Consider the following 26627-nt stretch of genomic DNA (forward strand, 5'->3'; position numbering starts at 1 on the left):
ATTCAATTTAGTATCGATTAATAACCCGGGTTTTGGTGGTATACGCCCTGGCTGAAGTTTATCTGTGCCAACGGTATAGGGCAGTATTCCTCTTTGTTTTTGTCAAAATATGCATCGTTATAATAGGCGCGTTTGGTTTTTTCTTCAGCATAGTAGGCATTCATAACCTCATCGGTTACACCCCAGCGCACCAGGTCAAAAAAGCGGCTGCCTTCCATAGCGAGTTCCAGGCGGCGTTCCCAGCGCAGGGCATTGCGGGCATACTCCTGGGTCCAGTTGCAGTTTTGCCCGTTTATATAAGGGCTGATATTGGTATTATTAGCGTAGCCGGATATGAGTGCTGTACTGTTTGCTGCACGGTTACGAACCTGATTTATAAGTGCAAGGGCATCGTTCTGCTGGCCCATTTCTATCAAGGCTTCGGCACGCATAAGCAGTACATCGGCATAGCGTATCTGGATGCGGTTTTTAGAATTGCCGTAAAAAGGGTCAATGTTTACCACACAGCCACAGTTAGGCGATACGTTTTCTTTAAGAGACGCAAAGTAACCATAGGTACTTGGGCTCCTTACCCACGCCGCTACATAGGTATAATCAGGGTCATACTTCCAGGGTAGTCCCGGTATGGCTACCGTATGGTAAAGGCGTGGGTCTACCGAATAACTGCTAAGTTGGTTATAGTCGAGGTCATCATCATTAAAGGTGTTAAATAACGGAAGTCCATTATTGGTCTTAAAAGCATTGACTAAATTCTGGCTTGGCTTATGGAAATCGCAGCAGCCAAGGCCCTGTGGCGTACTCAGCACATCGCTGAAGTTTAGCCTGCCGTATAGTGTGCCGTCGTCCTTGCTGTATTGTATGGCAAATATGCTTTCCGGCCCGTTTTCATAACTGCCCGGAAGAAAGTTATTGGCAAAATCAGGCTCCAAGCTCGCCGAGCCCATCACCTGTGCGGTAGCGTCGAGCACCTGTTGCAGGTGTTCCTGGCTGATACCGGTTACATTATAGTTTTCGTCCTGGGTATAAGCCTGGTACAGGCGCGTTTTGGCCAGGTAGGCATACGCTGCTTTTTTGCTGGCGCGGCCCACTTGTGCCTGTGCATCGGGCAGGACAGCAGCGGCGGCTTCAAAATCGGAAGCTATCTTTTCCCAAAGTTCCTCATTGGTAAGCTGGGTATTACTTATCTGCGGGTATTCTTCCACCGGCATATCCTCCGTTACATAGGGCACATTGCGGTACAATATCTTTAGCATAAAGTAAAAATGCCCGCGTATAAATTTCATTTCTCCCATTCGTGCCTCTTTTTGCGGATACTCAGCCGCATCAAGCATCTCCAGCGCGTGCAGTGCCTTGTTACAGCGTGATATCCCTACATAGTTCAGGTACCACAGGTTATCCAATTCGGCAAAATCGGATCGGATATTGTTTGAAACCTCAAAAAAGTGGAAATCCTGGATGTCGTTTGTGCCGCTGCCTCCTTTATACGCATCATCACTGCGCACATTACCATACGGCCAAAGGCTAAGAGGGGTATCATAGTGGTCATTACCCAGGGCAGCATAGGCTGCATTAACAAAGCCGTCTACATTTTCGGCGGTTACTACTTCGCCTTCGCTAAGCACCCCGCGCGGGTTATTATCTAAAAAATCAGAGCAGGCAGTAATGTTAAGCATCAGTGCCAACGCGCCCATCGTATATATAATCTTTTTCATCTTAGTTTCTTGTTTGGTTATAATGATACATTAAGGCCTACCGTGAAGGTTACCGGTAGCGGGTAACCAAAGGCCGGGCTTTCAGGGTCTACACCCGTAAATTTTTTGCTGTCAATGATAAGCAGGTTTTGGCCACTCACATAGATCCTGAAATTTTCAATGCTGAATTTTTCGCTAAGCGATTTTGGCAGAGTATAGCCCAGCTGTAGCACGCGCAGCTTCAGGTAGCTGCCTTTCTCCACATAATACGTGCTAAAACGGCTCTCGGCATTGCGGTCTACGGTAGTAAGCGCAGGTATATTTGAGTTAGGGTTATCTACGCTCCAGGCGTTAAGCAGGCGTGTGCCTTTGTTAGACCCCACATCATCCACGCTCCAAAAATCGGTCTGGTACTTGGTACTGTTAATCACATCCACGTCGCCTATTCCATCCCAAAAGGTTGTAAAGTCGAAATTCTTATAGCTCAGCGCAATATTAATACCGTATTGGAAGCCGGGGTTAGGGTTGCCTATCCAGGTGCGGTCGTTATTATTGATAGTGCCATCACCGTTAAGGTCTCTATAGCGTATGCGTCCCAGGCCTTTGCCCGGCTGGTCGGCCGAATTATCTACCTCTTCCTGACTACGGAAAAGCCCATCGGCCACATAGCCATACATAGAATTTATCGGCCTGCCTAAAATATTATCGTCAAGACCATTGCCGCCATAGCTGTTTTGTACCGCTTTCGGCAGTTTGGTTATCTTGTTTTGATTAGCCGAAATGTTTGCCGACACTTCATATTTAAAGCCGCCTGCCGTCTCATTATGGTACGTAAGGGCCGCTTCCCAGCCTTTGTTTTCCATACTCGCGCCGTTTACCCACTGGTTACCGCCTTCGCCTATGGCGCCAAGGTAAGGTGGCTGTACTAATATATCTTCCGTCTTCTTTATATAATAGTCTGCCGAACCGCTCAGTTTCTGGTCGAAGAAACCAAAATCAAGACCGATATTGGTTTGCGTAGTCGTTTCCCATTTCAGGTTGTCGTTACCGGTTTGGGTGGCAATAAACCCTGAAGGCAACAGGCCATTATTATTGCCGTTTATATCATATGCTGTTCCGTAAGACGTTGCCCAGGTAGGGCTACCACCGGCATAATTAGCCAGGAACAGCGAATATACTGCGGTGTTGCTTATCTCCTGGTTGCCCGTTTGTCCCCAGCTGGCACGTAGCTTCAGGTCAGAAATGACAGAGTTCTCCTTGTCTTTGATAAAACTTTCCTGGCTGATGCGCCATCCGGCAGATACCGCAGGGAACGTACCAAACTGGTTGTTCTTCCCAAAGCGTGACGACCCGTCGCGGCGGATAGTTCCCGAAACAAGATAGATTCCGTCATAATCATATTCGGCTTTGCCAAAATAAGAAAGAAGCTTATATTGCGTAGAGGTACCGCTGGTAAACGATTCGCCGGTACCTGCATCAGGGTACATATAATCGGGCGTTTCTACAATAAAGTCATTTTTACGAAGTGTAGTATTATCAAAACTGTCCTGGTACATTTCGGTACCCGCAAGCAGGTTAACGTGGCTTTTACCGAGGTCAAAGTTGTACAGGGCGGTATTTGTCCACGTCCATTTGTCGCTTACGCTCTGGTCTATCGTAACTGATGTCTGGTCGTTATGCAGGTAGCCTGAAGTATAGCTTCTTTGAAGCGAACGCTTATTATAATAGCCGTAATCTATACCGAAACTTGTTTTTACATGCAGGTTCTTTATTATTTCAAGATCTGCATACGCATTTCCGAAAAGGCGAAGGTATTTATAACCGTTGTCCTTATTGTATTCCAGCAGGCGCACAGGATTTTGCCTGTCGTTCATTCCTCCTACCGGGCCGCCCCAACCATTACCATCTGCGGTATGTACCGGTATTATAGGCAGCGCACGCAATGCCGGATCGAGCACTCCGGGATCGGTCACTTCATTAGTGCGGGCAAATGTAAAGTTCTCACCCACTGTAAGCTTTCCGTCAAAGTATTTGTAAGAACTGTTCATGCGTGCGGTAACACGCTTAAACTCGGTTGTCTTTACAATACCCTCATTATTATAATAGGAAAGCGAGAACAGGTAGCTGCCCTTATCAGTCCCGTTAGATACTGAAAAATCATAATTTTGGGCTACACCTGTACGGGCTATCTCGTCATACCAGTCGGTATTGGCCGATTTTAGCGTATGCGCCGCGTCCAGGTATTCCGGCACCAAAACCTTATTTAGCGTAGGCCTGCCGTTTACGGCGCTCCAGTCAAACTGATAACTCAGGTTATTGTTATTGGGATCTATCCCATCGTTCACATTGGCCTGCCAAAGCGCCTGTCCGTACTGTTCCGCATTTAAGACTTTCAGCCTGCGTGCATAGCCTGAAAATGCGGTATAATGATCGAAGGTGATACGCATGCGGCCGTTCTTCCCTTTTTTGGTGGTTATGATTATAACCCCGTTAGAGGAGCGCGAGCCGTAAATACTGGCCGAAGCCGCATCCTTAAGTACCTGTATCGTTTCTATATCATTAGGGTTCAGCTCGTGCATGCCAGATTTTGTAGGCACCCCGTCTATAACCAATAATGGTGCGGTATTGTTAAGCGTACCCACGCCACGGATCACGATCCCCGTATTAGAACCTGACGGTGAACCATCTGTAGTTACACGTACTCCCGGTATACGGCCTTGCAGCGACTGTAGCGCGTTGGGCTGTTTCTGCTTGTTGGCTTCATCCATATCCACCACCGCAACGGCGCCGGTAATATCAGCTTTCTTTTGCGATGAGTAGCCGGTAACCACTACGGTTTCCAGTTCTTTGTTGTCAGGAACCAATAAAATATTCACTGTTTCCTGCGCTGCAATCGTTTGCGGTTTAAAGCCGATATAGGTTACCACAAGGTTTGTACCAGGGCTAACATTGGTAAGCAAAAAGTTACCATCAAGGTCGGTAGAAGCACTGATAGTAGTACCCTCTACCAGTACCGAAGCCCCCGGGAGCGGCATATTGTCTTCTGAAGACACTACCGTTCCCTTTACCTCTATTCCCTGCGCGGTAGCAGCCAAAACCGGGAACAGGAGGCATAAAAAGAGAATAATTTTACATTTCATAATTAATCTTTGTTTGGTTATGGTTAATCGTGTTTATTAAAATTTCAACTGGTTAATTGTAAGATCATTAATTTCAAATACAGATGATGCCGCTGCCGAAAGTGTGTTGAAAGGCGCGCCGGCAAAAAATATTTCTGTCATTACCGTTTCGCCATCGTTATAAAAAATTTCGATGCTTGTTTTATCCATCAGGATGCGGAACGTAACTGCTTTCTGGGATCCGCTTAATGCTGCCTTAGACGGCGTTGCCGTAAACTTCTGGAATGCAGGTGCGCTGCCTGATTTTTGACGGTCGATAAAAAGGTTGTGTGCTTTATTATCTATACCAAAGCTCAGCGTTTCGCCGGCGTCATTACTAAACGTAAACGTGTACACATCCTGCTTTAGGTCCTTCACGCTGAAAGTAATGTCGGCCCTTGTGAGATCGGTCGTGCCTTTCTGCGAAAGCACTGCTGTACCTTTCACTACGATCTTTTTTTGACGGTCCGTCTTTTCAATATAATTTTTAAACGCTTCGGACGGGCTTGTTAAAAGGGCATATTTACCATCCTTTTTTACGAGTTTCAGTTCCCGCGGGATCGTATTGCTGCTGCGCCATCCGTTAGTAGGTACCACCTCTGCATATTCCCAGTTGCTCATCCACCCTATCATCATCCGGCGGCCATCTTTTACCGGAGCATTGCCCCAGGTAACCCCCGCATAATTATCCTTGCCATGATCCAGCCATACGGCCTTTTCTTTCGCAACCCTTTCCGCAAAAGCCTTATCCAGTGTAAAGGTCTTACCATCAAAATCGCCTACGAAATATTGTGTACCGCTTCCGCCGTTTGCCCCACCGGGATTAAGGCTTTGTATCAGTACCCATTTTGTTTCGCCTGTACCTTCTACTTTCATCGGAAAGAAATCAGGACATTCCCACACCCCACCGTGCGCTCCTATATTTTTGCCAAAGTCTGACAGGTAATTCCAGTCTTTTAGGTTTTTAGAAACATATAACTGTGACCTGTCCTGAGCTGCAAGTACCATTATCCATTGGTTGTGTATGCTGTCCCAGGTAACTTTGGGATCACGAAAATCGCGTATCCCCGGATTTTTGACCACAGGATTACCCACGTCATATTTTGTCCAGTTATACCCGTTGTCCAGCGAGTAAGCGAGTCCCTGCGACTCTACATCAATTGCGCCTGCCTTTTCCTTAACCGGGTCGTGGTAGGTAAATATTGCTACAACAGGGGCATTTTTCCCGTTTCCAAAGCCACTGGTATTGTTTACATCGAGTACCGCGCTGCCCGAAAAAATATAACCGAACCTGTCAGGGTAAAGCGCTATAGGCTGTTCTTCCCATTTTACCAAATCCTTACTGGTAGCATGCCCCCAGTGCATAGGTCCCCACTTGTTGCCATAGGGCCAATACTGGAAATACAGATGGTAAACACCGTCGGCATAAAAAAGCCCATTAGGGTCATTCATCCAGTTATTCTTTGGCGTAAAGTGAAAATTGGGCCTGTACATTTGCTCCTCAGTACTTTTTGTATCCTGTGCACTGGAGAAGTTAGCCGATAAAAGCAGGGCGCTGCTAAATGCTAATGGTAGAAGTTTTTTTAGTATCATTTTGTGGTGTTACATTATTCGTTAGTTCTTCACTTAATTCTTCAAGAGACCTGCCCTTTGTCTCGGGCATTAAAAAGGCAACAAACGCGAGTTGGAAAACCATCATAATGGTAAATATCAGGAATACAACCTCAGGGCCAATAGTACTAAACAGTATCGGTATCAGGGAAGGGATAATGGCTGCCAGCACCCAGTGTACCGAACTGCCAAAGGCCTGGCCCGATGCACGTATATGGTTTGGGAAAATCTCTGATATAAATACCCAGATAACAGCTCCCTGCCCAATGGCGTGTGATGCGATAAAGAGAAAAAGAAATGCGGGCACAGACACGCCCCCCCAGTTGAAGTAAAATGCAGCGGATACCAGCCCTAATGAAATGATGTATCCAACAGAGCCTATGTACATAAGTAATTTACGTCCAAGTTTATCAATAAGAGCTACACCAAGCAATGTAAACAGCAAATTGGCAACTCCTATACCTATACTGCTCAAAAGGGCAGTATTCTCTCCGAGGCCAGCTTCCTGGAATATCCTTGGAGCGTAGTATAAAAAAGCGTTGATGCCGGAGAACTGGTTAAAAAAAGCGATAAGGAAAGCCAGTATCAGGGGGAAACGGTATTTTTTCATAAATATGTTTTCATGGCTTTTATCCCCGGCCTGCTGAATTTCAAGCATCATAGATTCGATATTGGCAGAGGGGTCTACAATAGCAAGTACCTTTCGCGCTTCCTCGTTCCTGAACTTTGATAATAACCATCTTGGGCTTTTAGGCACGGTAAACATGAGCGATATATAAATAACTGCCGGTACAGCCTGTATGCCCAGCATCCATCGCCATGCATTTTCGCCAACATCTTTAAGGAAATAATTTGATACAAAAGCTACCAGTATACCCAGTACGATATTGAATTGATACAAGGCTACAAGGCGGCCCCGTTTTGCAGCAGGGGCTATTTCCGATACATAAGCGGGTGCGGCAATAGTGGAAGCACCCACGCCAAGGCCTCCTAAGAACCTGAACGCAGCGAACGTGAAAGGATCATTTGCCAGTGCCGAACCAATGGCTGAAACAAGAAAGAAGGCGCCTATCCATAACAGTGTGTTTTTACGGCCTATTTTATTTGTAGGTATGCCTCCAAAGATGGCACCAACAACGGTTCCCCATAGCGCCATGCCCATAACTACAGAGCCATGGAAGGCATCGGATGAGTGCCAAAGTTGCTGTAGCTGTTTATCGGCACCCGATATTACTACGGTATCAAAACCAAAAAGAAAGCCTGCCAGCGCGGCGGTAACAGACCAGATAAGTATTTTATTCATTGCAGCGATATTAATTGATCTGCTGCTAAATTATCAGGTATCGCTGCATTTGTAATTTTGAAAATGCTACAATTTTGTAACAACCGTGAGATAACATATATCAAAACTCAACAAAACACTGTAAATCAGTAATTTAATTTTACGAAAACGATATAATTATATTGCTAATATACATTTTTTGTTACCAAATGTATATTTTTGATACATGGCATTACGTTTATCCTGGTATCATTTTACCCTTTTATTTTATATTCTTTAGGAGAAACACCAAATTTATTCTTAAAGGCGGTAGAAAAATAATTTGGCGATGAGAAGCCCAGGGAATAAGCTATCTCGCTAATATTCATATCGGCCTCACGCAGCATTGTAGCGGCTTTCTCCAGGCGGATGTTATTAATATGATCGCTTATGCTCATACCCAATATAGCCTTTACTTTACGGTACAATTGTACGCGTGATACATGGAGTTTATCGGCCAGTTCTTCTACAGAGAACTTTGGATTGTCCATATTTTCCATGATATGGGTATTCATGCGCGAAATAAAATCCTGTTCTAAAGTACCGAATTTTGATTCCGGCTCTACACGATAAATATTGTTCGTATAATAATAGCGCAGTTTTTCCCTGTTAAAAAGCAGGCTGCTGAGCGACTGACGCAAAACGGACAGGCTGAACGGTTTTGCCAGGTATTGGTCTACGCCGGCCTGCATCCCCTGTATAACCGACTCTTTATTGCTTTGGGCACTAAGTATAATGATAGGTATATGAGAAGTGCGCAGGTCCTTTTTTAAGATTCTGCTAATCTCGAAGCCATCTGTCCCTACAAGGTTAATGTCACAAATAATTATATCCGGCACCAGCTCTAAAGCCAGGGTTACAGCGTTGCTGCCGTCTGAAGTATGCACATCATATTCTGCCGAAAGCTTGCTGCTCAAAAAGTTCACCAGGTCAGGATGGTCTTCTATTACCAGCAATGTATATTTCTCCAGGCCGGGAGCTAAGACGTTAATTTCCGGCAGGTGTTCAAATTCAAGATCGTCCTGAAGTAACGATGTGTTGTATTCTGTAATTGTGGCGCTATTTATTTCTGCCTGCAACAGGTGTTCCCTGCCCTTATAAATTGTAATTACAAATTCAGTACCCTGCCTGGACCGTACTTCTATAGTGCCTTTATGAAGCGCTATAAATTCTTTAGAAAGGTTAAGCCCGATGCCGCTGCTGTTCTTATTGTTATTCGATGCGCGGAAAAAAGGATCAAACACCATATTCATCTCTTTTTCAGGAATTCCTATACCGCTGTCTTTAACCACGATCTTCAGGGTGTTATCTACTCCATCTTTAATAGTAATGGTTATCTTACCATTATCCGGCGTAAATTTAAAAGCGTTAGACAGCAGGTTAAAATACACCTTATCCATGAGACTGTTATCTATATAAACTTCTGTATCCTTGTGGTCAGCAATAAGGCGGAAGTCGATATTCCTCCGGGCTGCCTCGCCTTTAAAGTTGGCCATCACCTGGCTGGTAAACGAGTAGATGTTGGTTTTAGAGGCCCTTAAGGTAAATTTACGCTCTTCTATCTTCCTGAAATCGAGCAATTGGTTTATCAGGCGCAGCAGGCGGTGGGAATTGCTGTATATAAGTTTTAGCTCATCCATAATGCGGGTACCCTTTATCTTGTCGTTTTCTATAAGCGATTCAGCATAGCTTAATATCAGCGTTATAGGTGTTTTAAACTCGTGCGACAACCCTGTAAAAAAACTTAGCTTTGCATCATTGCTGCGTTGTGCTGCAGCCGCCATTACTTCTATCTCATTTTTTTGGTCGGTAACGGTGCTGTTGATCTGCTCCAACTGCCGTTTTTTGCGCGAAATGGAAATAGTGCTGTAAATGCTGTATACGGCAAGGCTGAGTATTATCATCAAAAACAAAGTAAGCAGCCGCACCAGGCTATGCTGCGATGCATATTCCCGCTCCTGTTCACTTATGTTCTCAAGCTGCTGTTTTATAACCGTTTGCTGCTGGTCTACCTTATCCAACTGGCTCTTAATGATCTCTGCATTTATTTTATCTATAACGATCGTATTAAGAAGGTTATTTTTAGTAATGGGTTCCTTGTTATAAATTTTCAGGGCAAGCCTAAGCGCTTCGTTACCCCCTGTAGGGTAAAGTATGGAAGCCTGCAAAATTCCTTTCTTAACCAGCTCTATACCACCATTTGGAGTATTAAGGGCATCTACCCCTACAAACTTTATCTTATTCTCCAGGCCGAGTTCCTGTGCAGTTTCCCACGCACCCAGTGCCATGCGGTCATTCTGCGCAAAAATGTATTCAATGTTCGGGTCGTTTTGTAATAACTTTTTGAGCTGTGGCTTAATCGATTTGCTTTCCCAGTCACCGTTTATAACGCTTACGAGTTTCATTTGAGGATGCTGGTCTATTATTTGAGAAAAACCCAATCCGCGCTCATAAGCCGGTGACGATGTTTTAAGCCCAGTTATTTCTATTATCCTACCATTGCCATTGCTGTTAGAAACAATATATTTTGCGGCAATGCGCCCTACCTCTATATTATCAGCACCTATATAGGCAGTATATTCTTCGCTGTTTATTTTGCGGTCTACCATAATTACCGGAATGCCCTTTTTTACCGATTTTTCTACAATAGCGGTAAGCGGCTTTGCTTCAATGGGCGATACGATTATAACATCTGTACCGAGGTCGATGAACTTTTCAATATCCTTTATCTGCTGCTGCACATCGTTATTGGCATCCTTAATTTCCAACTGTACTTCCGGGTGCAGCGATGCCTCAATCACCATGCTCTTATTTAGCTGGCGCCTCCAGTCATCGGTATTCATTCCCTGCGAAAAGCCAATTTTTACTGTTGTGCCATCGTTCGGTTTGGTACAGGAAAACAGCGACAGCAATGCAAACGCTGCTATAAGAAGGTATTTTATACGGGACAGAAAATAAGTAGTTCTCATTCGGTTATTACGCTATAAAAAGATGGTTCCTGTGGCGGGTCTGGACTGCACAAATTGTAAGGGAATTTGCCACTTATTATATATTGGTGTAAGGTGCAAGTTAAGCTAAAATAATATGTATGTCAAAATTCATTGTCTGCTAATTAAGTAAAAAGATAAAGGATTGATAATTTAAACGTTATTTAATTCCTTAATATTCAAAACACAAGTATCATTTTTATAAGGGTCAGTAACATAATCAATACTATTTCGTTTTCGTAAATTTTAATTTTATAAGTAAAACATTAAAAATTAACACCTTATATTAATACTAGCATATGATGAGGTGTATGATATTTAATTGTAACATAATTAAAAATGTACGCAACTTTTAACTGATACTTTAGTAAGCGATTTTCAAATTTGCACTACAGATGTTCAACTACAACGTTTCACCAGTGCATAAAAGATCCGTATCACTTAACTAATAAAATCTTTACAATGATGAAAAAACTACTACTTATTTTTCTGCTTTTTACAGCAGGTACAACAATGATGTTCGCTCAATTTCCCAGTGTGGGTATTTTAGGGGCGGCTACCCCGCTGGGATGGAGCGGCAACCAGCCGGATATCGCCATGGCTACTACTGATGGCGTTACATACACCCTTAACAACATTAGCCTTTACACGGGCGGGTTGAAATTTCGACAGGATAACAGCTGGCCGCTAAACTGGGGAAATACGGCGTGGCCAACCGGCACAGGTGTTCAGGACCAGGGCGGCATGGACGTGCCTGTCGTTGTGGGTGTATACGATATTACGTTTAACCTTACTACGAAAGAATACAGTTTTGTGTATAAGTTCCCGGTAATAGGCATCCGCGGGAACGCCACAACGGTAGACTGGGGCAGCGCCAATGGCGATATACTTCTTTCTACGACCGACGGAATCACATACACACGCAACAACTTTACACTGGATACCGGAGGCCTTAAATTTCGCCAGGATAATGACTGGCCTAATAACTGGGGCGGCGCTACATGGCCATCGGGCAGCGGTATCTTTAATCAGGACGGTGTTGATATTCAGGCACAGGCCGGCAGTTATAACATCACGTTTAACCGCACTACACTTGAGTATAATTTTGAACAGGTGTTTATAAGCATTGGTATGATAGGCAGCGCCACGCCCGCAGGCTGGGATGGCCCGGATATTGATATGCAGACTGCTGATGGTATTACCTATACCCTAAACAATTATACACTAGCCACAGGCGGGCTAAAGTTTCGTGAAAATGACGAATGGCCCAATAACTGGGGCGGTACCGACTGGCCATCGGGCGTAGGGATATTTGATCAGGGCGGGGTAGATATACCTGTACAGGCAGGAACTTACAACATTACGTTTGACCATGTAAGCAAAGTGTACAATTTTGAAAATTCCCAAACTGCAGGTAGCACAGAATTTAATGCCAATGGTATTGTTATATTCCCTAATCCGGCACAGCAAATAGTTAACGTAAGCAACGCAAATGAACATGTATCCAACATAAATATTTTAGACGTTACGGGTAAACTAACAGCCAGTTTCCCGGTCAATGCCACAAGTGCCGCATTGGATATTTCAGCCTTATCCGCCGGTATTTATTTTGTACAGATATCAACTGAAAAAAACATCCACACAGTCAAGTTTATAAAAAACTGATTATTATAATTTACTGTTTCGTTAAACCTAAAAAAATACCCTACCCCCTATGCAGGAGAAGGGTATTTTTTTTGCATAATTATCAAATGTCTTTTTAGCTTGCGAAAGCAATAATCACAGTCCACAATATTGCACTATTCCTATGCCTCTATTTCTTCACGATGATGAACTCTGAGCGGCGGTTTTGTGCGTGCTGCTGCCTTTGGCCACTACCGTGTAAACAAGTACAGTTTGCCTTCGGGCCCGCAGGTTATGGCGGGATTCAGTACCCCCTTCTTCTTCCATCTTATTTCCCGGCTCAGGTCCCATAATGACCCCCAGCCGGTATAGTTTAAATACGCTCATTTTCTATTTGTTACTAAACGCTTGATAAAACAGGTATTACAACTGCTAATTCCTCATTTTTACAAGGCTGGAAAAATCCAGGATGGTAAGACTGCTTCCCTTCTTGTCGATAAGCCCCTCATTCCTGAATTCCGTGAGCGTACGGCTTACTGTCTCAGAGGCGGTGCCGGACATTGCTGCCAGGTTATCCCTGCTTATGGCAATGGTTTCACCGTCACTATTATTTTGTCGAAACAAGCGCAGGATGGCTTCGGCAATCCTTTTCCGTACAGATTGATAGGCCAGTTGCAGCAGGTGGGCATCCCTGTCGCGCACTTCGCTGGACAGGATACCGATAAACTTGCCGGCGATTTCCGGGTTTTGCAGGAGCGCTTCAAACTGTTCTATCGGGAAAAAACATAATTGGCTGTCCTCCATTGCTGTGGCGGTGTCGGTATGGGGCGCATCAGAAAGGATCATGTTTACACCCAGAAAATCATCCGGTTCATAGATACCCGTCATGAGTTCCCTTCCATCTTCGCTCATTTTTACAGTTTTGACTTTTCCAGATAGTATGAGATAAATGCCAATAGCCCTATCACCTTCATAATGTACGACCTGGTTTTTTCTGAACATCCTGCTTTTGCGTTCAGCAATAATTGCAGCCAGTTCATTGAGGCCTTTGCCATTAGGGACAAGCTTGCCCAACTTGTCAAGCGAATGGCTGTAAAAATCCTGCTCATCGTGCTTGCGTTTCAGCCTGATATCTATTGCATTGAGCAGCTCCATATCGTCAAATGGCTTTGTCAGGTAATCATCTGCCCCCATTTCCATCCCCTTGCGAAAATCGGTCCTGTCAGACTTCGCTGTTATGAATATAAAGGGTATCCTGCTTGTCAGCTCATTCTTATGCAATAAGAACAGCACGCCATAACCATCCAGTTCCGGCATCATGATATCGCATAATATAATGTCCGGTATAATTGTATTGGCAATTTCCACCCCTGCCCTGCCATTATTTGCCTGGGAGACCTCATACCCTGCGAGGCAAAGGATATCAACAAGATTTTCCCTTATATCGTTGTTATCTTCAATTATAAGTACTTTTGTCATAGTATTGGAAATGTTAGCGTAAATAATGTTCCGTTTTCAATAGTGCTGATGCATTCTGCCCTGCCATTCATGAGCGCGACATACCGGGAAACGATATTCAGTCCCAGGCCGGTGCCGGGTATACTTCCCGTATTATGCGCCCTGAAAAACGCAGTAAACAAGTGCTTCTGGTCATCGGCGGGAATACCTATCCCATTGTCCCTGACAGCTATCGTGCAAAGGTTTTCACTGATTTCTGTATGAAAATTGATCGCTGTATTTTCGCCGGAATATTTTATAGCATTAGTAATAAGGTTGATAATGCAGCTTTTGATCAGGTGCTGATCAAGCAGCACCATGGTAACTTCTCCGGAATGCCTAAAAAATATTTCCTGGTCAGGCTTGGCGAGTAATTGCATTTCTTCTGATATCTCAGTACCCAGCCTTTTGATATCAAATAATTTTAGATTCACCTTTACTTTTTGTTCTTCCAGTTGCTCTACATATAAAAAATCATTTAGAATCGTTGTAAGGTTGGCAACGCCGCTTTTGATCTTTCCTACATGCTTTATGATATTGTCGTCCTGATAGGGTTCCGCATACCTGTCGATAAGTGATGCCGAGAGCTGCACGGTGCTCAGGGGTGTCCTGAACTCATGGGAAGCCATCGAAAGGAACCTGTTTTTAAGCCTGCCAAGGTCTTTTTCCTTTTGGAGTGACTGGCTAACCTTTTCCTTTGCCCGCTGGAGCGCCTTTATAGTATCATTAAGGGAGCGGGTACGTTCCTCCACCAATTCTTCAAGGTGCGATGCATAAAGCTGGAGCCGCTCTTCAGATTCTTTCTGCTGGCTCAGGTCATGGACAAAGCCTGCATATATAATCCTTCCGGAATACACTACCTTGCTCACTCCCAGCTGCATGGGGAACAGCCGGCCATCCTTTCGCAGTCCCATAAGCTCACGGCCGATGCCTATGATATTCGCCGCACCCGTCTCCTTGTATTTCCTAAGATAGCCATCGTGCTTTTGCTGGTGCGGGGAAGGCATCAGCATTGAAATATTGCTGCCTACCACTTCGGCTTCCTGATAGCCGAATAACCGGCACGCCGAAGGATTGATAGTCTCAATGATTCCCCCTTCGTCTATCGTTATGATGCCGTCAATTGCATTTTGTATCAGGGCCTGAAGCAGGGCGGCATTTTCCATAAGGAATAGGTAGGTAAGGTTACTTTACCAAATGTCGCGCTAATAAAATTGAACTGTGTTAAATGCATGCCATTTAAATATTTATTTTACACATTACCAACATCTTATTGTAGATTTTTGGCATTAGCAGCCCAAGTTTACTCTCCGGCAAGTTGAAACACTAATTATTGATAAAGATGTTCCATATCACCTTTGGCTATGCGCATGGTCATTTGCAGATAACTATATATGTATCAACTTTACGTGACAAATCAAATACGAACTATTATGGCAGCTAATGAAAGTTTGCAAAGAAGGATTCAGCAGGCGCTGCAATGGGAACCGCTCCTGCATACCTCCGAAATTGGTGTGACCGCGAAGGACGGCGTAATAACGCTTTCAGGAACTGTGAGCTGCCCCGCCAAAAAGGCCCAGGCAGAGGAAGCGGTCAAAAAAGTTTTGGGAGTGCGGGCAGTTGTAGAAAATATAGAGATAAGCAATAGCGCCCCCGGCAGCAATAACGATAATGAGATTGCCAAAAAGGTCATCAATGCTTTCCTGTGGAATACGGAAATCGCAGCAGAAAAAATACAGGTAAAAGTCGAATCGGGGTGGGTCACACTGTCCGGTGAAGTGGCATGGAAGCAACAAAAAGAAACCGCAAAAAAAACAATTATCAACATGATTGGCGTAAGGGGCGTTATCAACAATATTGCAATCTGCCCTAACCGTGATCACCAGATTAGCATAAAGGACATCATGGCAGCGCTCCTGAAGAGTGGATTAGTTAACGCTGAAGGAATACATATTGAGACGGAGGGGAATACCGTCATCCTCTTGGGCAAAATTGATTCGTGGTACGAAAAAGAAGAGGTGGCAAAAATTGTCTGGAATGCGCCGGGAGTTGCAGAAGTCGATAACCGCCTTGAGGTAAGATTCGGCCGTGAATTTGACTGATAAGCGCGATTTAAGTAACGTGTATCATTTTTTCTGCCGTTGCCCGTCATTTTGCCGCCAGCCCTAATGTCCGAGATTTGCATTAATAATAACATAAATATCATATAATGAAAAACACTATCCTACCCTTGCTTATTGCAGTAACAATGATCAGCTTCAGCGCTTCTTCCCAAATTCAGAAAGGCAATTTATTAGTTGGTGGTAACATTGCCAACGTAAACCTGGGACTTAATGACCCAAAAATATTCAGTGTGGATATTACCCCAAAAGTTGCCTGGTTTATTAAAGACAATATTGCCCTGGGTGGCTATGCGCAATTCGGGCTTGAAGCTGCAAAGCATACAAGTACCTCAACAAGTTATGGAATTGGTGCTCTCGGGCGCTACTACACAGGCCCTGAAGGTGAAGTGGTCAGCCACAGCCGTTTCTTTGCAGAGGTTACAGCAGGCTTCGGTGGCGTGAACGTAAGCGGCACAGATAATACTAACGGAGTGAACCTGAGTGCAGGGCCGGGCTTTGCCTACTTTATTAATCCTAATATTGGACTGGAGGTACTTTTCAAGTATAATGGGCTTGTTGGGCTGGGAAGCACCCCTTACCAAAGTAACCTGAACCTGTCCTTTGGCTTCCAGATATACCTTCCGGGAAAAAGCACCGTAAAAAAAGTTGAAAATGATTTCAAATAATAATACAGCTCGAAGCAAACCTTGCCTATATATGGTATGGGGCTACGGGAAACCATGAAAAAATCTGTGAAGACGATGTCACAGATACGTTGAAAATGGATAGGGCTGTTGCTTGAAATGAGATGACGCATAAGGTTCGATAATTACCGGTAGCAAAAGCGTATACGATAACAGGCAGGAAACGCAGGTGAAGCCACACCTGCTTCTACGTTAATACATATTAATCCTAATAACCAAAGCTATGAAAAATGAAAAATCGACAGCATTTCTTTATGATACACACCAACAGGCGGAGCATGTAGTAGGTGAGCTGCAGGAAAACGGGGCTGATATGAAATTGATATCCATGGTGATGACACATTTTAAGAACTGCAGTACTCCCATCGGGTACTATGAAGCCGGTGCCCGCGTGAAAAAATTGGGGAATTACGGACGCTCTTTTGACACATTGACCGGATCTGCCTTGCTCGTGTTACCCGGCTTGGGCCCGTTACTCATCATCGGCCCCTTTGCCAATGCGATCGTGCGGGTACTGGAAGCTAAACCAACCGCAGGCGCTGAGGGTGTTGTATGCGCAGCCCTGCAGAGCCTCGGGGTTCCTTTACATGAAGCCCGGAAGCACGAAACACTCATTAAAACAGGAAAATTCATGCTTGTAGTTCAGGGCATGCAGGACCGATTAAGGCAACCGATAGATAAGCCACCCTTCCGGATAGCAAGGCATTACCTGAGGGAGGACAACAGAAAAATTATACTGAGCGGCGGGGAACACTCTCCGTTTCAGTAAACTTAAAATGCTGCGCTATCGGGCAAATTAACAGGTATACGATCCCTGTAAATAACTATTATGACAACACATAAGAAAGCAGCAGTATGGATGGACCATTCCCACGCCAACATAATAGCCTTACCTGATAACGCTATTTTGGAGACTATCACCCTGAATTTAATAACAGTTTACTAACCAACAATTCAAAGACTTTCTAAAAAACTACAATGAAAACAGCCATATTTAGCACCAAGTATTATGAGCGGGAGTACATGGATAAGGCCAATGCCGCTACCGGCCACGAGCTCACTTATTTTGAAATTCCCCTTAATATTGATACTGCCGTCAATGCAACAGGCTTCGAAGCAATATGTATACAACTGGGCGACAGGATAGACAAAGCAACCATCACGCAATTATCAGCGGCCGGTGTCAGGTTAATTGCCCTTCGGAGCGCCGGTTTTGACAATGTTGATATCGAGGCTGCGGCGCAGCATAATATTACTGTGGTAAGGGTTCCCGCTTATTCGCCGCAGGCCATTGCGGAACATGCAGTAGCCCTTATACTAACCCTTGACCGGAAAACCCATAAGGCCTACAACAGGGTACGGGAAAACAACTTTTCGCTTCACGGCCTGCTTGGCTTCAACCTCTTTGGAAAAACAGTAGGTGTCGTGGGAACCGGAAAGATCGGCAGGGCTTTCTGTAGTATAATGCTTGGTTTTGGCTGCAGGGTAATTGCCTATGATATAAAGGAATCTGAAGAGATGAAAAACAAAGGAATAGTATATGAAAGCCTGGACTACCTGCTTCAAAACTCCGATATAATATCCATACACTGCCCCCTGAACGCAGGGAGCCGACATCTCTTTGATGCCGGCGCATTCTCGAGGATGAAGGCAGGAGCTATGCTCATTAATACCAGCAGGGGTGCGCTGCTGAATACTACCGATGCTATTGAGGCCCTAAAGAAAAAGCAGTTGGGTTACCTGGGCATGGATGTTTACGAGGGTGAGGAAAGCCTGTTTTTCAAAGACCTTTCCGAAAGCGTGGTTCAGGACGATACTATAGAAAGGCTTATGTCCTTTAACAATGTCCTCATAACGCCGCACCAGGCTTTCTTTACCATCGAAGCACTGGAGCAGATTGCGAAGATAACTATAGGAAATTTTACTGCTTTCGAAAACAGCGAGCCACTGCCGAACGAGGTGTTGCTATGAAGAATTGGTAATTAATTAAATACATATTTAACCCTATAAAATGCCTGATTATGGAAAAGATCAATATGGACAACCTGGTGACTGTTTTGGAAAAAACGGTGCCTCGTCACAATCTGGCACATAATCCTTCTTCAGGAAAGTAAAAAACATCAGGAAATGAAAACTATGAGCATCCGGAAAATACCAATGACACATACCATCATATATGTGTTTTTTACAATAACAGCCACGTTGGTATTGCTAAACCGGTACACCAGCCTTTACATCAATAATTCTATTGTCCACTTCACACTGCTGTTTATAGCGGCAGCTTCGTTCATCGTGATCGCAGGGCATTTTTTCGGAAAGTTAAAGACCAATAAATCCATAACGGTTATCTTTTTGATGGTGGGCGTTCTCTGCTTTTTAAAATCCTTCCTGACCTGGGGAGGCGACTGGAAGACCCAGACGGTTGCTTACAGGGACCCGCATAACCCCCGCCGGACAATAGAATACCAGATTCGTGGTGACCGGTTTTCATTTGGATATAAAAAACGTGTCGTAAACCGCTTAAAAATCGTACCTTTCGTAGACTGGACTACTGATATTGATACATCGGCACTGGATACCCCGAAATGGGAGCGTGTCAATGAAAACATCAATGAGATGGGGTTTAAAGGCCAGTAAGCCGAGACCTGTAAATGCTTAATCTGGTAATTAATTTTAAGAGAAGATGGAATTTATAGACTATTACAAAATACTTGAGATCCCAAAAACTGCCGATGATGGCATGATTAAAAAAGCTTACCGCAAGCTTGCGCGGAAATACCATCCTGACCTGAACCCCAACGATAAGGAGGCGGAAAAAAAATTCAAACAGCTGAATGAGGCCAACGAGGTACTTGGCAATCCGGAAAACAGGAAAAAATACGACCAGTACGGCAAAGACTGGAAACATGCGGAAGAATTTGAAAAATCGGGCTATCAGCCCAACCAGTCCCAAAGTTCGGGCAGGCAGCAAAGCTCCTCCGGATTTTCAGGGGACTTTTCTGATTTTTTCCAATCCATGTATGGAGGCCAATCTTCCGGCAGGCAGCAGTCCAGGTTTAGGGGGCAGGACCTGAATGCAGAATTGCATCTCGGTCTCGCTGATGTCCTTACTTCCAAAAAACAGACCCTTACCGTCAACGGCAAAAATATCAGGATTACTATCCCTGCCGGCGTAGAGAACGGCCAGATCATAAAAATACACGGACACGGGACACCCGGAAGCACGGGAGGGCCAAACGGTGACCTCTACATTACATTCCTGATTGCAGATGACCCGGTTTTCAAGAGAGATGGCAGCAATATTTATATCAATGTCACAATCGACCTTTATACCGCAATGCTCGGTGGTGAAGCGGTCATCAATACGCTGGATGGCAAAGTGAAAATGAAAGTGGCCCCGGAAACGCAGCCGGGAACCAAAGTAAAGTTAAAAGGCAAAGGTATGCCGGTATATAAGAAAGAAGGCGAATTTGGGGATTTGTATGTTACCTATGCAATACAATTACCCTCTAAACTATCCGAAGAAGAGAAAAAGCTATTTACAGAACTATCAAATATAAGGAGTCATGAAAACTGAATCTTTGATACTGGTGAAGCAATTCTGCCTGTCGCACGGCATTGACACCGGCTTTATTGCGGCGCTCCACAACTTTGGGCTTATAGAGATCATTGTAGCCGAAGAGAACCAATACCTTTCTCCCCTACAGCTCCGCGAAGCTGAAAAGATGATCAGCCTCCATTATGAACTGGAGGTAAACCTGGAGGGTATCGACATTATCACCAATCTGCTTAGGCGCATTGAAACCCTGCAAATGGAACTCAATGCAGCACAAAATAAACTCAGGCTTATTGATACCACGCCCCCACCCGACTAACACCTTGCAAATAACTATAAAATGCCTGCAAATAATTTCGACATAAATGGCCTATCTGCTGAAGAAGTTCTTCGGGCAAGGGCAAAAAACGGGCTGAACAAGCTTGACTATAAAAAGGAAAATAGCCTTTTAAAAGCGATTAAGCGCATTTTTATCGAGCCGATGATGATCTTATTGCTGGCTGCGGCCTCCATTTATTTTATAAGCGGAAAAACCGGTGACGGCTTTTTTCTTGTTGCGGCAATTATTTTCCAGACATCCATATCGCTGTTTCAGTATTCCCGAAGCAAAAATGCCCTGGAAAAGCTTAAAGATTTTTCGCAGCCAAAATGCAAGGTTATCCGCAGTGGAAAAGTGGAAGAGATCAAAAGTGAAGAAGTGGTCATCGGCGACAGCCTAATGGTGGAAGAAGGCGGTTCGATTGCAGCAGATGGCGTTATAATCCATTCCAACGATTTTTCAGTGAACGAATCGATACTCACAGGAGAGTCACTGTCAGTCTTTAAGGACAAAACAAAAGAAGATAACCGTATATATATGGGTACTACGGTAGCCACAGGCCTTGCCATTGCGACCGTTACCGCTATAGGCAACCAGACAAAGCTTGGAAAGATAGGTTCGAGCCTGGAAAGCATAAACGAAGAAAAGACTCCACTGGAGGTACAAATAGCCAATTTTGTAAAGAAAATGGCAATCGCAGGGGCGCTGGTTTTCGTCATCGTGTGGATCATCAATTACCTGCATTCGCACAACATTATGGGCAGCCTGCTGCAGTCCCTTACTTTAGCCATGAGTATCCTTCCGGAAGAGATACCCGTTGCCTTTACAACATTTATGGCATTGGGAGCCTGGCGGCTGATGAAAATGGGCATTGTAGTAAAACAGATGAAAACTGTAGAAACTTTGGGGAGCGCTACCGTTATATGCACCGACAAGACCGGGACAATAACAGAAAACAAGATGACGCTGGCAAAACTATTTGTGCTTTCTAGCCAAAAGACCCTTGCGCCCGGCGATATAAAAACACCTGAAGAAAAAGAATTACTTGCTGTTGCGATGTGGGCCAGCGAACCCATTCCTTTCGACCCGATGGAAATGGCATTACACAATACTTATAAAGAAGTGGCAGGGAAAGACGAGCGGCCTTATTATAAGCTGGTACATGAATACGCGCTAAGCGGCAAGCCGCCCATGATGACCCATATATTTGAAGACGGAAAATCCCATCGTGTAATAGCTGCGAAAGGGGCTCCGGAGGCCCTCATGGCCGTTTGTAGTTTGTCTGATGCTGAAAAAAAACAGGCCAACGATGCTATAGCATTATTGGCAGCCGATGGCTACAGGGTCCTGGGTGTAGGATCCTGCATTTTTACAGGAAATGATTATCCCGAAAGCCAGCAGGATTTTAAATTTACGTTCTTGGGCATTGTTGCTTTTTATGACCCGCCAAAGGAAAATATACGGCAGGTACTGGAAAAATTTTACACAGCAGGCATTTCGGTAAAGATAATTACCGGAGATAATGCAGCCACTACATTGGCGATAGCACGGCAAATTGGGTTTAAAGGCTATGATAAAAGCATTACCGGGGATGCACTGATGCTGTTGCCTCAGGACGAGCTGGAGGCCTGTGTTATGAATACAAATATATTTACAAGGATGTTTCCCGAGGCCAAGCTCAAAATAATCAACGCATTAAAATCACAGAACCAGATTGTGGCGATGACGGGAGATGGCGTAAATGACGGCCCGGCACTAAAGGCAGCACATATAGGCATTGCTATGGGCAAAAAAGGGACAGAGATTGCAAAGCAGGCTGCCTCCCTTATATTATTGGAAGATGACCTGTCTAAAATGGTAGATGCTATTGCGATGGGCAGGAAAATATATGCCAACCTGAAAAAAGCGATCCAGTATATTATCTCGATACACGTACCCATCATCCTTACCGTATTTATTCCGCTTGCCCTGGGGTGGAAGTATCCCAACATTTTCTCTCCGGTACATATCATCTTCCTTGAATTGATCATGGGCCCTACCTGCTCTATCATCTACGAAAATGAGCCGATGGAAAAAAACACAATGTCGGCAAAACCTAAGCCTTTCACATCAACCTTTTTCAATTGGAAGGAGCTGTCTGTAAGCCTTATCCAGGGCCTCGTGATTACCCTTGGCACTTTATCTGCTTATCAATATTGTGTTGCTCATAATTACACAGAATCTGCAACAAGGACAATGGTATTCACCGTCCTTATCGTGGCCAATATATTCCTCACACTGGTCAACCGTTCGTTCTATTTTTCGATGCTTACGACGTTGAAATATAAAAATGCCATGGTACCGCTCATCATTTTAATTACGGCAGGCCTTTGGAGTGTAATGTTCTTTATAAATCCGTTGACACTGTTTTTTGGGTTTGAGAGATTAACTGCCGGGCAAGCACTGCTTGCTGCAGGAATAGGATTTGTAGCCGTAACATGGTTCGAAATTGTAAAATTGGTTAAAAGGAAAAGTAATTAACTACGGGGAACTGCCCCAAACGGTAACTGACCTTTTTTTGTGACAGCCTTTAAAAGACAGGATATTTTATCGTTTTCCTGTGCCTTTTAACTCTTCCGTTGAATCACGGGCATGATATTATAATAAAGTTGTCGGGCATATATATTTCGTCCGGGGGAGCTTTTCGTCCACAATGGCTGCAAACCCTCCTTCTACATCGGCAAAATTGTCAAACCCCCGTCGTTTAAGGATGGAGGCAGCGATCATGCTCCTGTAGCCTCCTGCGCAATGCAGTATGAATGGCTTATCTTTTGAGAACTCCGCTAAATGGTTGTTGATCTCGTTCAGGGGAACATTGACAGCCCCTATTATGTGTTCGGAATCAAATTCACTTTTCTTTCTTACATCAAAGAGTAAAATGTGCTTATTATATTTTGCCTTAAGCTCAGCGGCTGTAATTCTTTTTATGCTGTCTGTTTCTTTTCCTGCTTTTTTCCATGCATTAAAACCTCCATCCAGATAGCCTATCGTGTGGTCATATCCTATACGGGACAGCCTTATAAGCGTTTCATCTTCTTTACCTCCATCGGTAACAAGCAATATCTCCTGTCCGATATCGGTTATCATTTCACCTGCCCACATGGCAAAATTGCCATCCAGCCCTATATTGATACTGTTCGGGATAAATCCTTTTGCAAAGTCGGCGGGGGTGCGTGTATCAAGCACCAGGGCCTGTGCAGCATTTGCAGCCAGCTCAAATTCTTCAGCATTCAATGGTTTCTTCGCTTTTTGCAGTACCGCGTCGAGGCTGTCATAGCCATTAATATTCATCAAGACATTTTTCGGGAAATAGCCGGGCGGCCGTGTCAATCCCGTAAGCAGTTCCTTTACAAATTCGTCTTCGGTCATGCCCGTACGAAGGGCGTAATTAGCTTTTTTCTGGTTGCCCAGCGTGTCGGTAGTTTCTTTACTCATCATTTTTCCGCAGGCGCTTCCTGCACCATGGTTGGGATATACGATCAAGTCGTCGCTAAGCGGCATGATCTTATCCCGCAGCGAATGGTATAGCAGCCTCGCCAGTTTATCTTCTGTAAGGCCGGCTACTACATGCTGTGCCAGGTCGGGCCTTCCCACATCGCCTATAAAAAGGGTGTCGCCTGTAATCAGGCCGTGTTCTTTCCCGTTCTCATCTGTCAGCAGGTAAGTGGTGCTTTCCATTGTATGACCGGGGGTATGGAGTACCTTAACCTTATAGTCACCTACAGTAAAAACCTCGCCGTCTTTGGCTATTATTGCCTCATAATCGGGTTTTGCAGTAGGCCCAAATACTATTTGCGCACCGGTTTTTAACTTCAGGCCGAGATGGCCGCTTACAAAATCGGCATGAAAATGGGTTTCAAAAACGTACTTGATCTTTGCGTTGTCTTTCGCTGACTTTTCGATGTAGGGCTGTACTTCACGCAAAGGGTCAAAAATAGCCGCTTCTCCCCTGCTTTCTATATAATAGGCAGCATGCGACAGGCATCCGGTATAAATTTGTTCTATTTTCATGACACTTACTTTGTAATTTATAAAATATACGTCCATGCAGGCACAAAGGCTACACGGGTACTTTTAGTAAAAGTAATATACGGGAGGAACTGCTGGTATGATACAGATCACTTTAGCAGTAATTCTTTTATAATGATGTAAATAGCCATTACCAGGAGGAACCAGCCAAAAATTGGTTTTAGTTTATTACCCGATATATTCCTCGAGAGCTTTATCCCAATAAATATACCGGTCACTGACGCCAATGTGAACATCGAGAGAAAAAACCAGTCCATATCCCGATGCCCGGCATCAGCGGTAAAAGCCGTGAGGGACTGGACTGAGACTATTACAAGCGAGGTGCCTACAGCCTTTTTTAAAGGCATCTTTATAAAGAAAACCAGTGCGGGTATTATAATAAACCCGCCACCTGCACCAATAGCTCCGGATACTATCCCGGTACCCAGGCCCAAAAATGTTAGCTTCAAAAAATTGTTGCCCTGTCCCACCTCTTCTATTGCCTCACTCGTGCTGTTCCTTATCATCCGGAAAGATGCTAAGAGCATAACTATTGCGAACAATACCATCAGAAGCATGCCGCGGGAGATCGCCAGCCCATCGGTTTTGACAATAAATTCCGGTATGGCAGGGATGATAAATGCCCTAACAGCGTAAGCCGCGAGCAATGCCGGGATACCGAAAATTGCGGCAGCCCTGTAGTCAACATTTTTAGCAGCCGCATTACTTATCCCGCCAACAAGGGCTGAAGTGCCAACCACAAAAAGGGAATAAGCCGTTGCCAGCATAGGCTCTACTGCGAGGATGTAAACTAAAATAGGTACTGTAAGTATAGAGCCGCCGCTTCCTATCAGCCCGAGAGAGATACCTGCGAGGATAGCCAGGAGATAGCCAGCGACAAGATTAATATCCATAAGGAATTGTTTAACTAATTAGCGACCAAATAGCGGTGCTGTTAAATTGGGGATAAAATTAAAAAAAATAAACGGTGCTACCTGAGATTATAAACTATATTCCTGATGATATACGTATCCGTGGCCCTGCGCGCTTTTGACCTTGTCCAGTAGAGAAGTGCAACCACCCGAAGTATATTTCTTGTTAGTACAAAAATCGATCAGTACAGGCTCATGGCCTTGTATAAGATTGGTGAATTTTTCCATAATTATAGTGTATTGCCAGGTAAATGTAAGTGTTGGAAGTACTGTAATAAATGATCTCCGTCACACATAAATGCTATACGCTAAGTGATTAATGACGAGTGTCATGGTATCACAGTTATGCAGGCTATATTTTAGCAGAAAATGACGGTTATGAAGATCCTTGTCAAAACCATACTGATAGCCCTTCTAGGAATGAACGCGCTGACTGCTACTTACGGCGGCCTGAACCTTATGCTAATACCTAATGGAAGCGGCCTGGGATTGCCTTTGGAACTGCTTTCTAACACGCCTTTTGACAGTTATTTTTTGCCAGGGCTGATATTACTGCTATCCAACGGGCTTTCAAGCATCTTTATCGGCTGGATTTTTTTAACGCACAGCCGCCACAGCTACTGGATGGTAAATGCGCAAGGCTTTATGCTGGTGACCTATATCGTTGTGCAGGTAATGATGATAGATGTGATAGTACCCCTGCACCTGATATGCGGTGGGGCGGGCATGCTTATGATACTGTTAGGCTCATTTTATGAGCAACTGCTAAAAGGCAGGAAGAAAAAACTTGCCGCTTAAACCGATTGCATCAGCGATGATGCTTATTTTTTCTTTATTCAAAAATCTCCGATTGCAAATGCAATACACCATTCCACGATAATCAATATATCCGAAGTAGCCCATTTTTCCAGAAATGAAGGCCTGTTTGCCATAGTGGAAAATAGTGATAAACTGGCTGTTTCAATATCTAAAAAACAAAGCCTGATCATGCGGCCTGGCAATCATTAGCCCTATATAAAAATTTATACATTTTGTATTCTAATAGCAATTTAAGCTAAAAAGGCGCAGAGTTACCTCCG

At 44.3% G+C, this 26627-nt stretch carries 20 protein-coding genes; 10 read left to right on the forward strand and 10 right to left on the reverse strand.

Annotated features, from left to right (window positions below):
• Nucleotides 1–17: 17 nt before the first annotated feature.
• The 5 genes from AAEO56_RS11865 to AAEO56_RS11885 all read right to left on the reverse strand — a co-directional run bounded on the left by AAEO56_RS11865 (nt 18) and on the right by AAEO56_RS11885 (nt 10750).
• Nucleotides 18–1712, reverse strand: a complete 1695-nt coding sequence (locus tag AAEO56_RS11865; RefSeq protein WP_341697278.1) for a RagB/SusD family nutrient uptake outer membrane protein — start codon at nt 1710–1712, stop codon at nt 18–20.
• Nucleotides 1713–1729: 17 nt separating this feature from the next.
• Nucleotides 1730–4831, reverse strand: a complete 3102-nt coding sequence (locus AAEO56_RS11870; protein ID WP_341697279.1) for a SusC/RagA family TonB-linked outer membrane protein — start codon at nt 4829–4831, stop codon at nt 1730–1732.
• Between the two features lie 36 nt (nt 4832–4867).
• Nucleotides 4868–6442 carry a glycoside hydrolase family 32 protein gene (locus AAEO56_RS11875; RefSeq protein ID WP_341697280.1) on the reverse strand — a complete coding sequence of 525 codons (1575 nt, stop codon included), beginning with the start codon at nt 6440–6442 and terminating at the stop codon, nt 4868–4870.
• On the reverse strand, nt 6408–7763 hold the full coding sequence (locus AAEO56_RS11880; protein WP_341697281.1) for a sugar porter family MFS transporter: 1356 nt from the start codon (nt 7761–7763) through the stop codon (nt 6408–6410). The genes AAEO56_RS11875 and AAEO56_RS11880 overlap by 35 nt, the downstream gene beginning before the upstream one ends.
• A 233-nt stretch (nt 7764–7996) precedes the next feature.
• Nucleotides 7997–10750, reverse strand: a complete 2754-nt coding sequence (locus tag AAEO56_RS11885; protein ID WP_341697282.1) for a substrate-binding domain-containing protein — start codon at nt 10748–10750, stop codon at nt 7997–7999.
• Nucleotides 10751–11230: 480 nt separating this feature from the next.
• Between AAEO56_RS11885 and AAEO56_RS11890 the strand changes: the two genes are divergently transcribed.
• A complete protein-coding gene (locus tag AAEO56_RS11890; RefSeq protein ID WP_341697283.1) occupies nt 11231–12433 on the forward strand; it encodes a T9SS type A sorting domain-containing protein in 1203 nt (400 codons plus the stop codon).
• Between the two features lie 156 nt (nt 12434–12589).
• Here AAEO56_RS11890 and AAEO56_RS11895 read toward each other — a convergent pair whose 3' ends face one another.
• Genes AAEO56_RS11895 through AAEO56_RS11905 form a run of 3 tightly spaced genes read right to left on the reverse strand, consistent with a single transcriptional unit; the run spans nt 12590 to nt 15054 of the window.
• Nucleotides 12590–12778, reverse strand: coding sequence for a hypothetical protein (locus tag AAEO56_RS11895; RefSeq protein ID WP_341697284.1), 189 nt, complete (start codon nt 12776–12778; stop codon nt 12590–12592).
• Between the two features lie 45 nt (nt 12779–12823).
• Nucleotides 12824–13870 (reverse strand): response regulator, encoded by a 1047-nt coding sequence (locus AAEO56_RS11900; protein ID WP_341697285.1) that lies wholly within the window; start codon nt 13868–13870, stop codon nt 12824–12826.
• Nucleotides 13867–15054, reverse strand: a complete 1188-nt coding sequence (locus AAEO56_RS11905; RefSeq protein WP_341697286.1) for a PAS domain-containing sensor histidine kinase — start codon at nt 15052–15054, stop codon at nt 13867–13869. Before AAEO56_RS11905 ends, AAEO56_RS11900 begins: the two co-directional genes overlap by 4 nt.
• Before the next feature lie 267 nt (nt 15055–15321).
• Between AAEO56_RS11905 and AAEO56_RS11910 the strand changes: the two genes are divergently transcribed.
• The 8 genes from AAEO56_RS11910 to AAEO56_RS11945 all read left to right on the forward strand — a co-directional run bounded on the left by AAEO56_RS11910 (nt 15322) and on the right by AAEO56_RS11945 (nt 23089).
• Nucleotides 15322–15990, forward strand: coding sequence for a BON domain-containing protein (locus tag AAEO56_RS11910; RefSeq protein ID WP_341697287.1), 669 nt, complete (start codon nt 15322–15324; stop codon nt 15988–15990).
• A 107-nt stretch (nt 15991–16097) separates the two neighbouring features.
• Nucleotides 16098–16676 carry an outer membrane beta-barrel protein gene (locus AAEO56_RS11915; protein WP_341697288.1) on the forward strand — a complete coding sequence of 193 codons (579 nt, stop codon included), beginning with the start codon at nt 16098–16100 and terminating at the stop codon, nt 16674–16676.
• Between the two features lie 241 nt (nt 16677–16917).
• Nucleotides 16918–17463: a hypothetical protein gene (locus AAEO56_RS11920; RefSeq protein WP_341697289.1), complete on the forward strand. Its 546-nt coding sequence runs from the start codon at nt 16918–16920 to the stop codon at nt 17461–17463.
• Nucleotides 17464–17672: 209 nt separating this feature from the next.
• Nucleotides 17673–18665, forward strand: a complete 993-nt coding sequence (locus AAEO56_RS11925; protein WP_341697290.1) for a 2-hydroxyacid dehydrogenase — start codon at nt 17673–17675, stop codon at nt 18663–18665.
• Between the two features lie 156 nt (nt 18666–18821).
• Nucleotides 18822–19331, forward strand: coding sequence for a hypothetical protein (locus tag AAEO56_RS11930; protein WP_341697291.1), 510 nt, complete (start codon nt 18822–18824; stop codon nt 19329–19331).
• Between the two features lie 46 nt (nt 19332–19377).
• On the forward strand, nt 19378–20271 hold the full coding sequence (locus tag AAEO56_RS11935) for a J domain-containing protein (RefSeq protein ID WP_341697292.1): 894 nt from the start codon (nt 19378–19380) through the stop codon (nt 20269–20271).
• Nucleotides 20261–20569, forward strand: coding sequence for a chaperone modulator CbpM (locus AAEO56_RS11940; RefSeq protein ID WP_341697293.1), 309 nt, complete (start codon nt 20261–20263; stop codon nt 20567–20569). The genes AAEO56_RS11935 and AAEO56_RS11940 overlap by 11 nt, the downstream gene beginning before the upstream one ends.
• A 21-nt stretch (nt 20570–20590) precedes the next feature.
• Nucleotides 20591–23089 carry a cation-translocating P-type ATPase gene (locus tag AAEO56_RS11945; protein WP_341697294.1) on the forward strand — a complete coding sequence of 833 codons (2499 nt, stop codon included), beginning with the start codon at nt 20591–20593 and terminating at the stop codon, nt 23087–23089.
• Between the two features lie 117 nt (nt 23090–23206).
• On the opposite strand, the gene AAEO56_RS11950 is transcribed toward AAEO56_RS11945, so the two are convergent.
• Together AAEO56_RS11950 and AAEO56_RS11955 are read right to left on the reverse strand one after the other, a co-directional pair.
• Nucleotides 23207–24619 (reverse strand): MBL fold metallo-hydrolase, encoded by a 1413-nt coding sequence (locus AAEO56_RS11950; protein WP_341697295.1) that lies wholly within the window; start codon nt 24617–24619, stop codon nt 23207–23209.
• Between the two features lie 107 nt (nt 24620–24726).
• Nucleotides 24727–25530 carry a sulfite exporter TauE/SafE family protein gene (locus tag AAEO56_RS11955; protein WP_341697296.1) on the reverse strand — a complete coding sequence of 268 codons (804 nt, stop codon included), beginning with the start codon at nt 25528–25530 and terminating at the stop codon, nt 24727–24729.
• 396 nt (nt 25531–25926) lie between these two features.
• Here AAEO56_RS11955 and AAEO56_RS11960 point away from each other — a divergent pair, with 396 nt between their 5' ends.
• Nucleotides 25927–26346 (forward strand): hypothetical protein, encoded by a 420-nt coding sequence (locus AAEO56_RS11960; protein ID WP_341697297.1) that lies wholly within the window; start codon nt 25927–25929, stop codon nt 26344–26346.
• Nucleotides 26347–26627: the final 281 nt, after the last annotated feature.

The organism is Flavobacterium arundinis, from assembly GCF_038289855.1.
Classification (GTDB): domain Bacteria; phylum Bacteroidota; class Bacteroidia; order Flavobacteriales; family Flavobacteriaceae; genus Flavobacterium; species Flavobacterium arundinis.

Bases quoted from the DNA above. Each gene is read 5' to 3' on its own strand.
- AAEO56_RS11900 (WP_341697285.1), bottom strand. From the start codon at position 13,870: ATGACAAAAGTACTTATAATTGAAGATAACAACGATATAAGGGAAAAT.
- AAEO56_RS11920 (WP_341697289.1), top strand. From the start codon at position 16,918: ATGAAAAATGAAAAATCGACAGCATTTCTTTATGATACACACCAACAG.
- AAEO56_RS11885 (WP_341697282.1), bottom strand. From the start codon at position 10,750: ATGAGAACTACTTATTTTCTGTCCCGTATAAAATACCTTCTTATAGCA.
- AAEO56_RS11930 (WP_341697291.1), top strand. From the start codon at position 18,822: ATGAAAACTATGAGCATCCGGAAAATACCAATGACACATACCATCATA.
- AAEO56_RS11865 (WP_341697278.1), bottom strand. From the start codon at position 1,712: ATGAAAAAGATTATATATACGATGGGCGCGTTGGCACTGATGCTTAAC.
- AAEO56_RS11875 (WP_341697280.1), bottom strand. From the start codon at position 6,442: ATGATACTAAAAAAACTTCTACCATTAGCATTTAGCAGCGCCCTGCTT.
- AAEO56_RS11870 (WP_341697279.1), bottom strand. From the start codon at position 4,831: ATGAAATGTAAAATTATTCTCTTTTTATGCCTCCTGTTCCCGGTTTTG.
- AAEO56_RS11905 (WP_341697286.1), bottom strand. From the start codon at position 15,054: ATGGAAAATGCCGCCCTGCTTCAGGCCCTGATACAAAATGCAATTGAC.
- AAEO56_RS11915 (WP_341697288.1), top strand. From the start codon at position 16,098: ATGAAAAACACTATCCTACCCTTGCTTATTGCAGTAACAATGATCAGC.
- AAEO56_RS11960 (WP_341697297.1), top strand. From the start codon at position 25,927: ATGAAGATCCTTGTCAAAACCATACTGATAGCCCTTCTAGGAATGAAC.
- AAEO56_RS11890 (WP_341697283.1), top strand. From the start codon at position 11,231: ATGATGAAAAAACTACTACTTATTTTTCTGCTTTTTACAGCAGGTACA.
- AAEO56_RS11895 (WP_341697284.1), bottom strand. From the start codon at position 12,778: ATGAGCGTATTTAAACTATACCGGCTGGGGGTCATTATGGGACCTGAG.
- AAEO56_RS11940 (WP_341697293.1), top strand. From the start codon at position 20,261: ATGAAAACTGAATCTTTGATACTGGTGAAGCAATTCTGCCTGTCGCAC.
- AAEO56_RS11950 (WP_341697295.1), bottom strand. From the start codon at position 24,619: ATGAAAATAGAACAAATTTATACCGGATGCCTGTCGCATGCTGCCTAT.
- AAEO56_RS11955 (WP_341697296.1), bottom strand. From the start codon at position 25,530: ATGGATATTAATCTTGTCGCTGGCTATCTCCTGGCTATCCTCGCAGGT.
- AAEO56_RS11880 (WP_341697281.1), bottom strand. From the start codon at position 7,763: ATGAATAAAATACTTATCTGGTCTGTTACCGCCGCGCTGGCAGGCTTT.
- AAEO56_RS11945 (WP_341697294.1), top strand. From the start codon at position 20,591: ATGCCTGCAAATAATTTCGACATAAATGGCCTATCTGCTGAAGAAGTT.
- AAEO56_RS11910 (WP_341697287.1), top strand. From the start codon at position 15,322: ATGGCAGCTAATGAAAGTTTGCAAAGAAGGATTCAGCAGGCGCTGCAA.
- AAEO56_RS11925 (WP_341697290.1), top strand. From the start codon at position 17,673: ATGAAAACAGCCATATTTAGCACCAAGTATTATGAGCGGGAGTACATG.
- AAEO56_RS11935 (WP_341697292.1), top strand. From the start codon at position 19,378: ATGGAATTTATAGACTATTACAAAATACTTGAGATCCCAAAAACTGCC.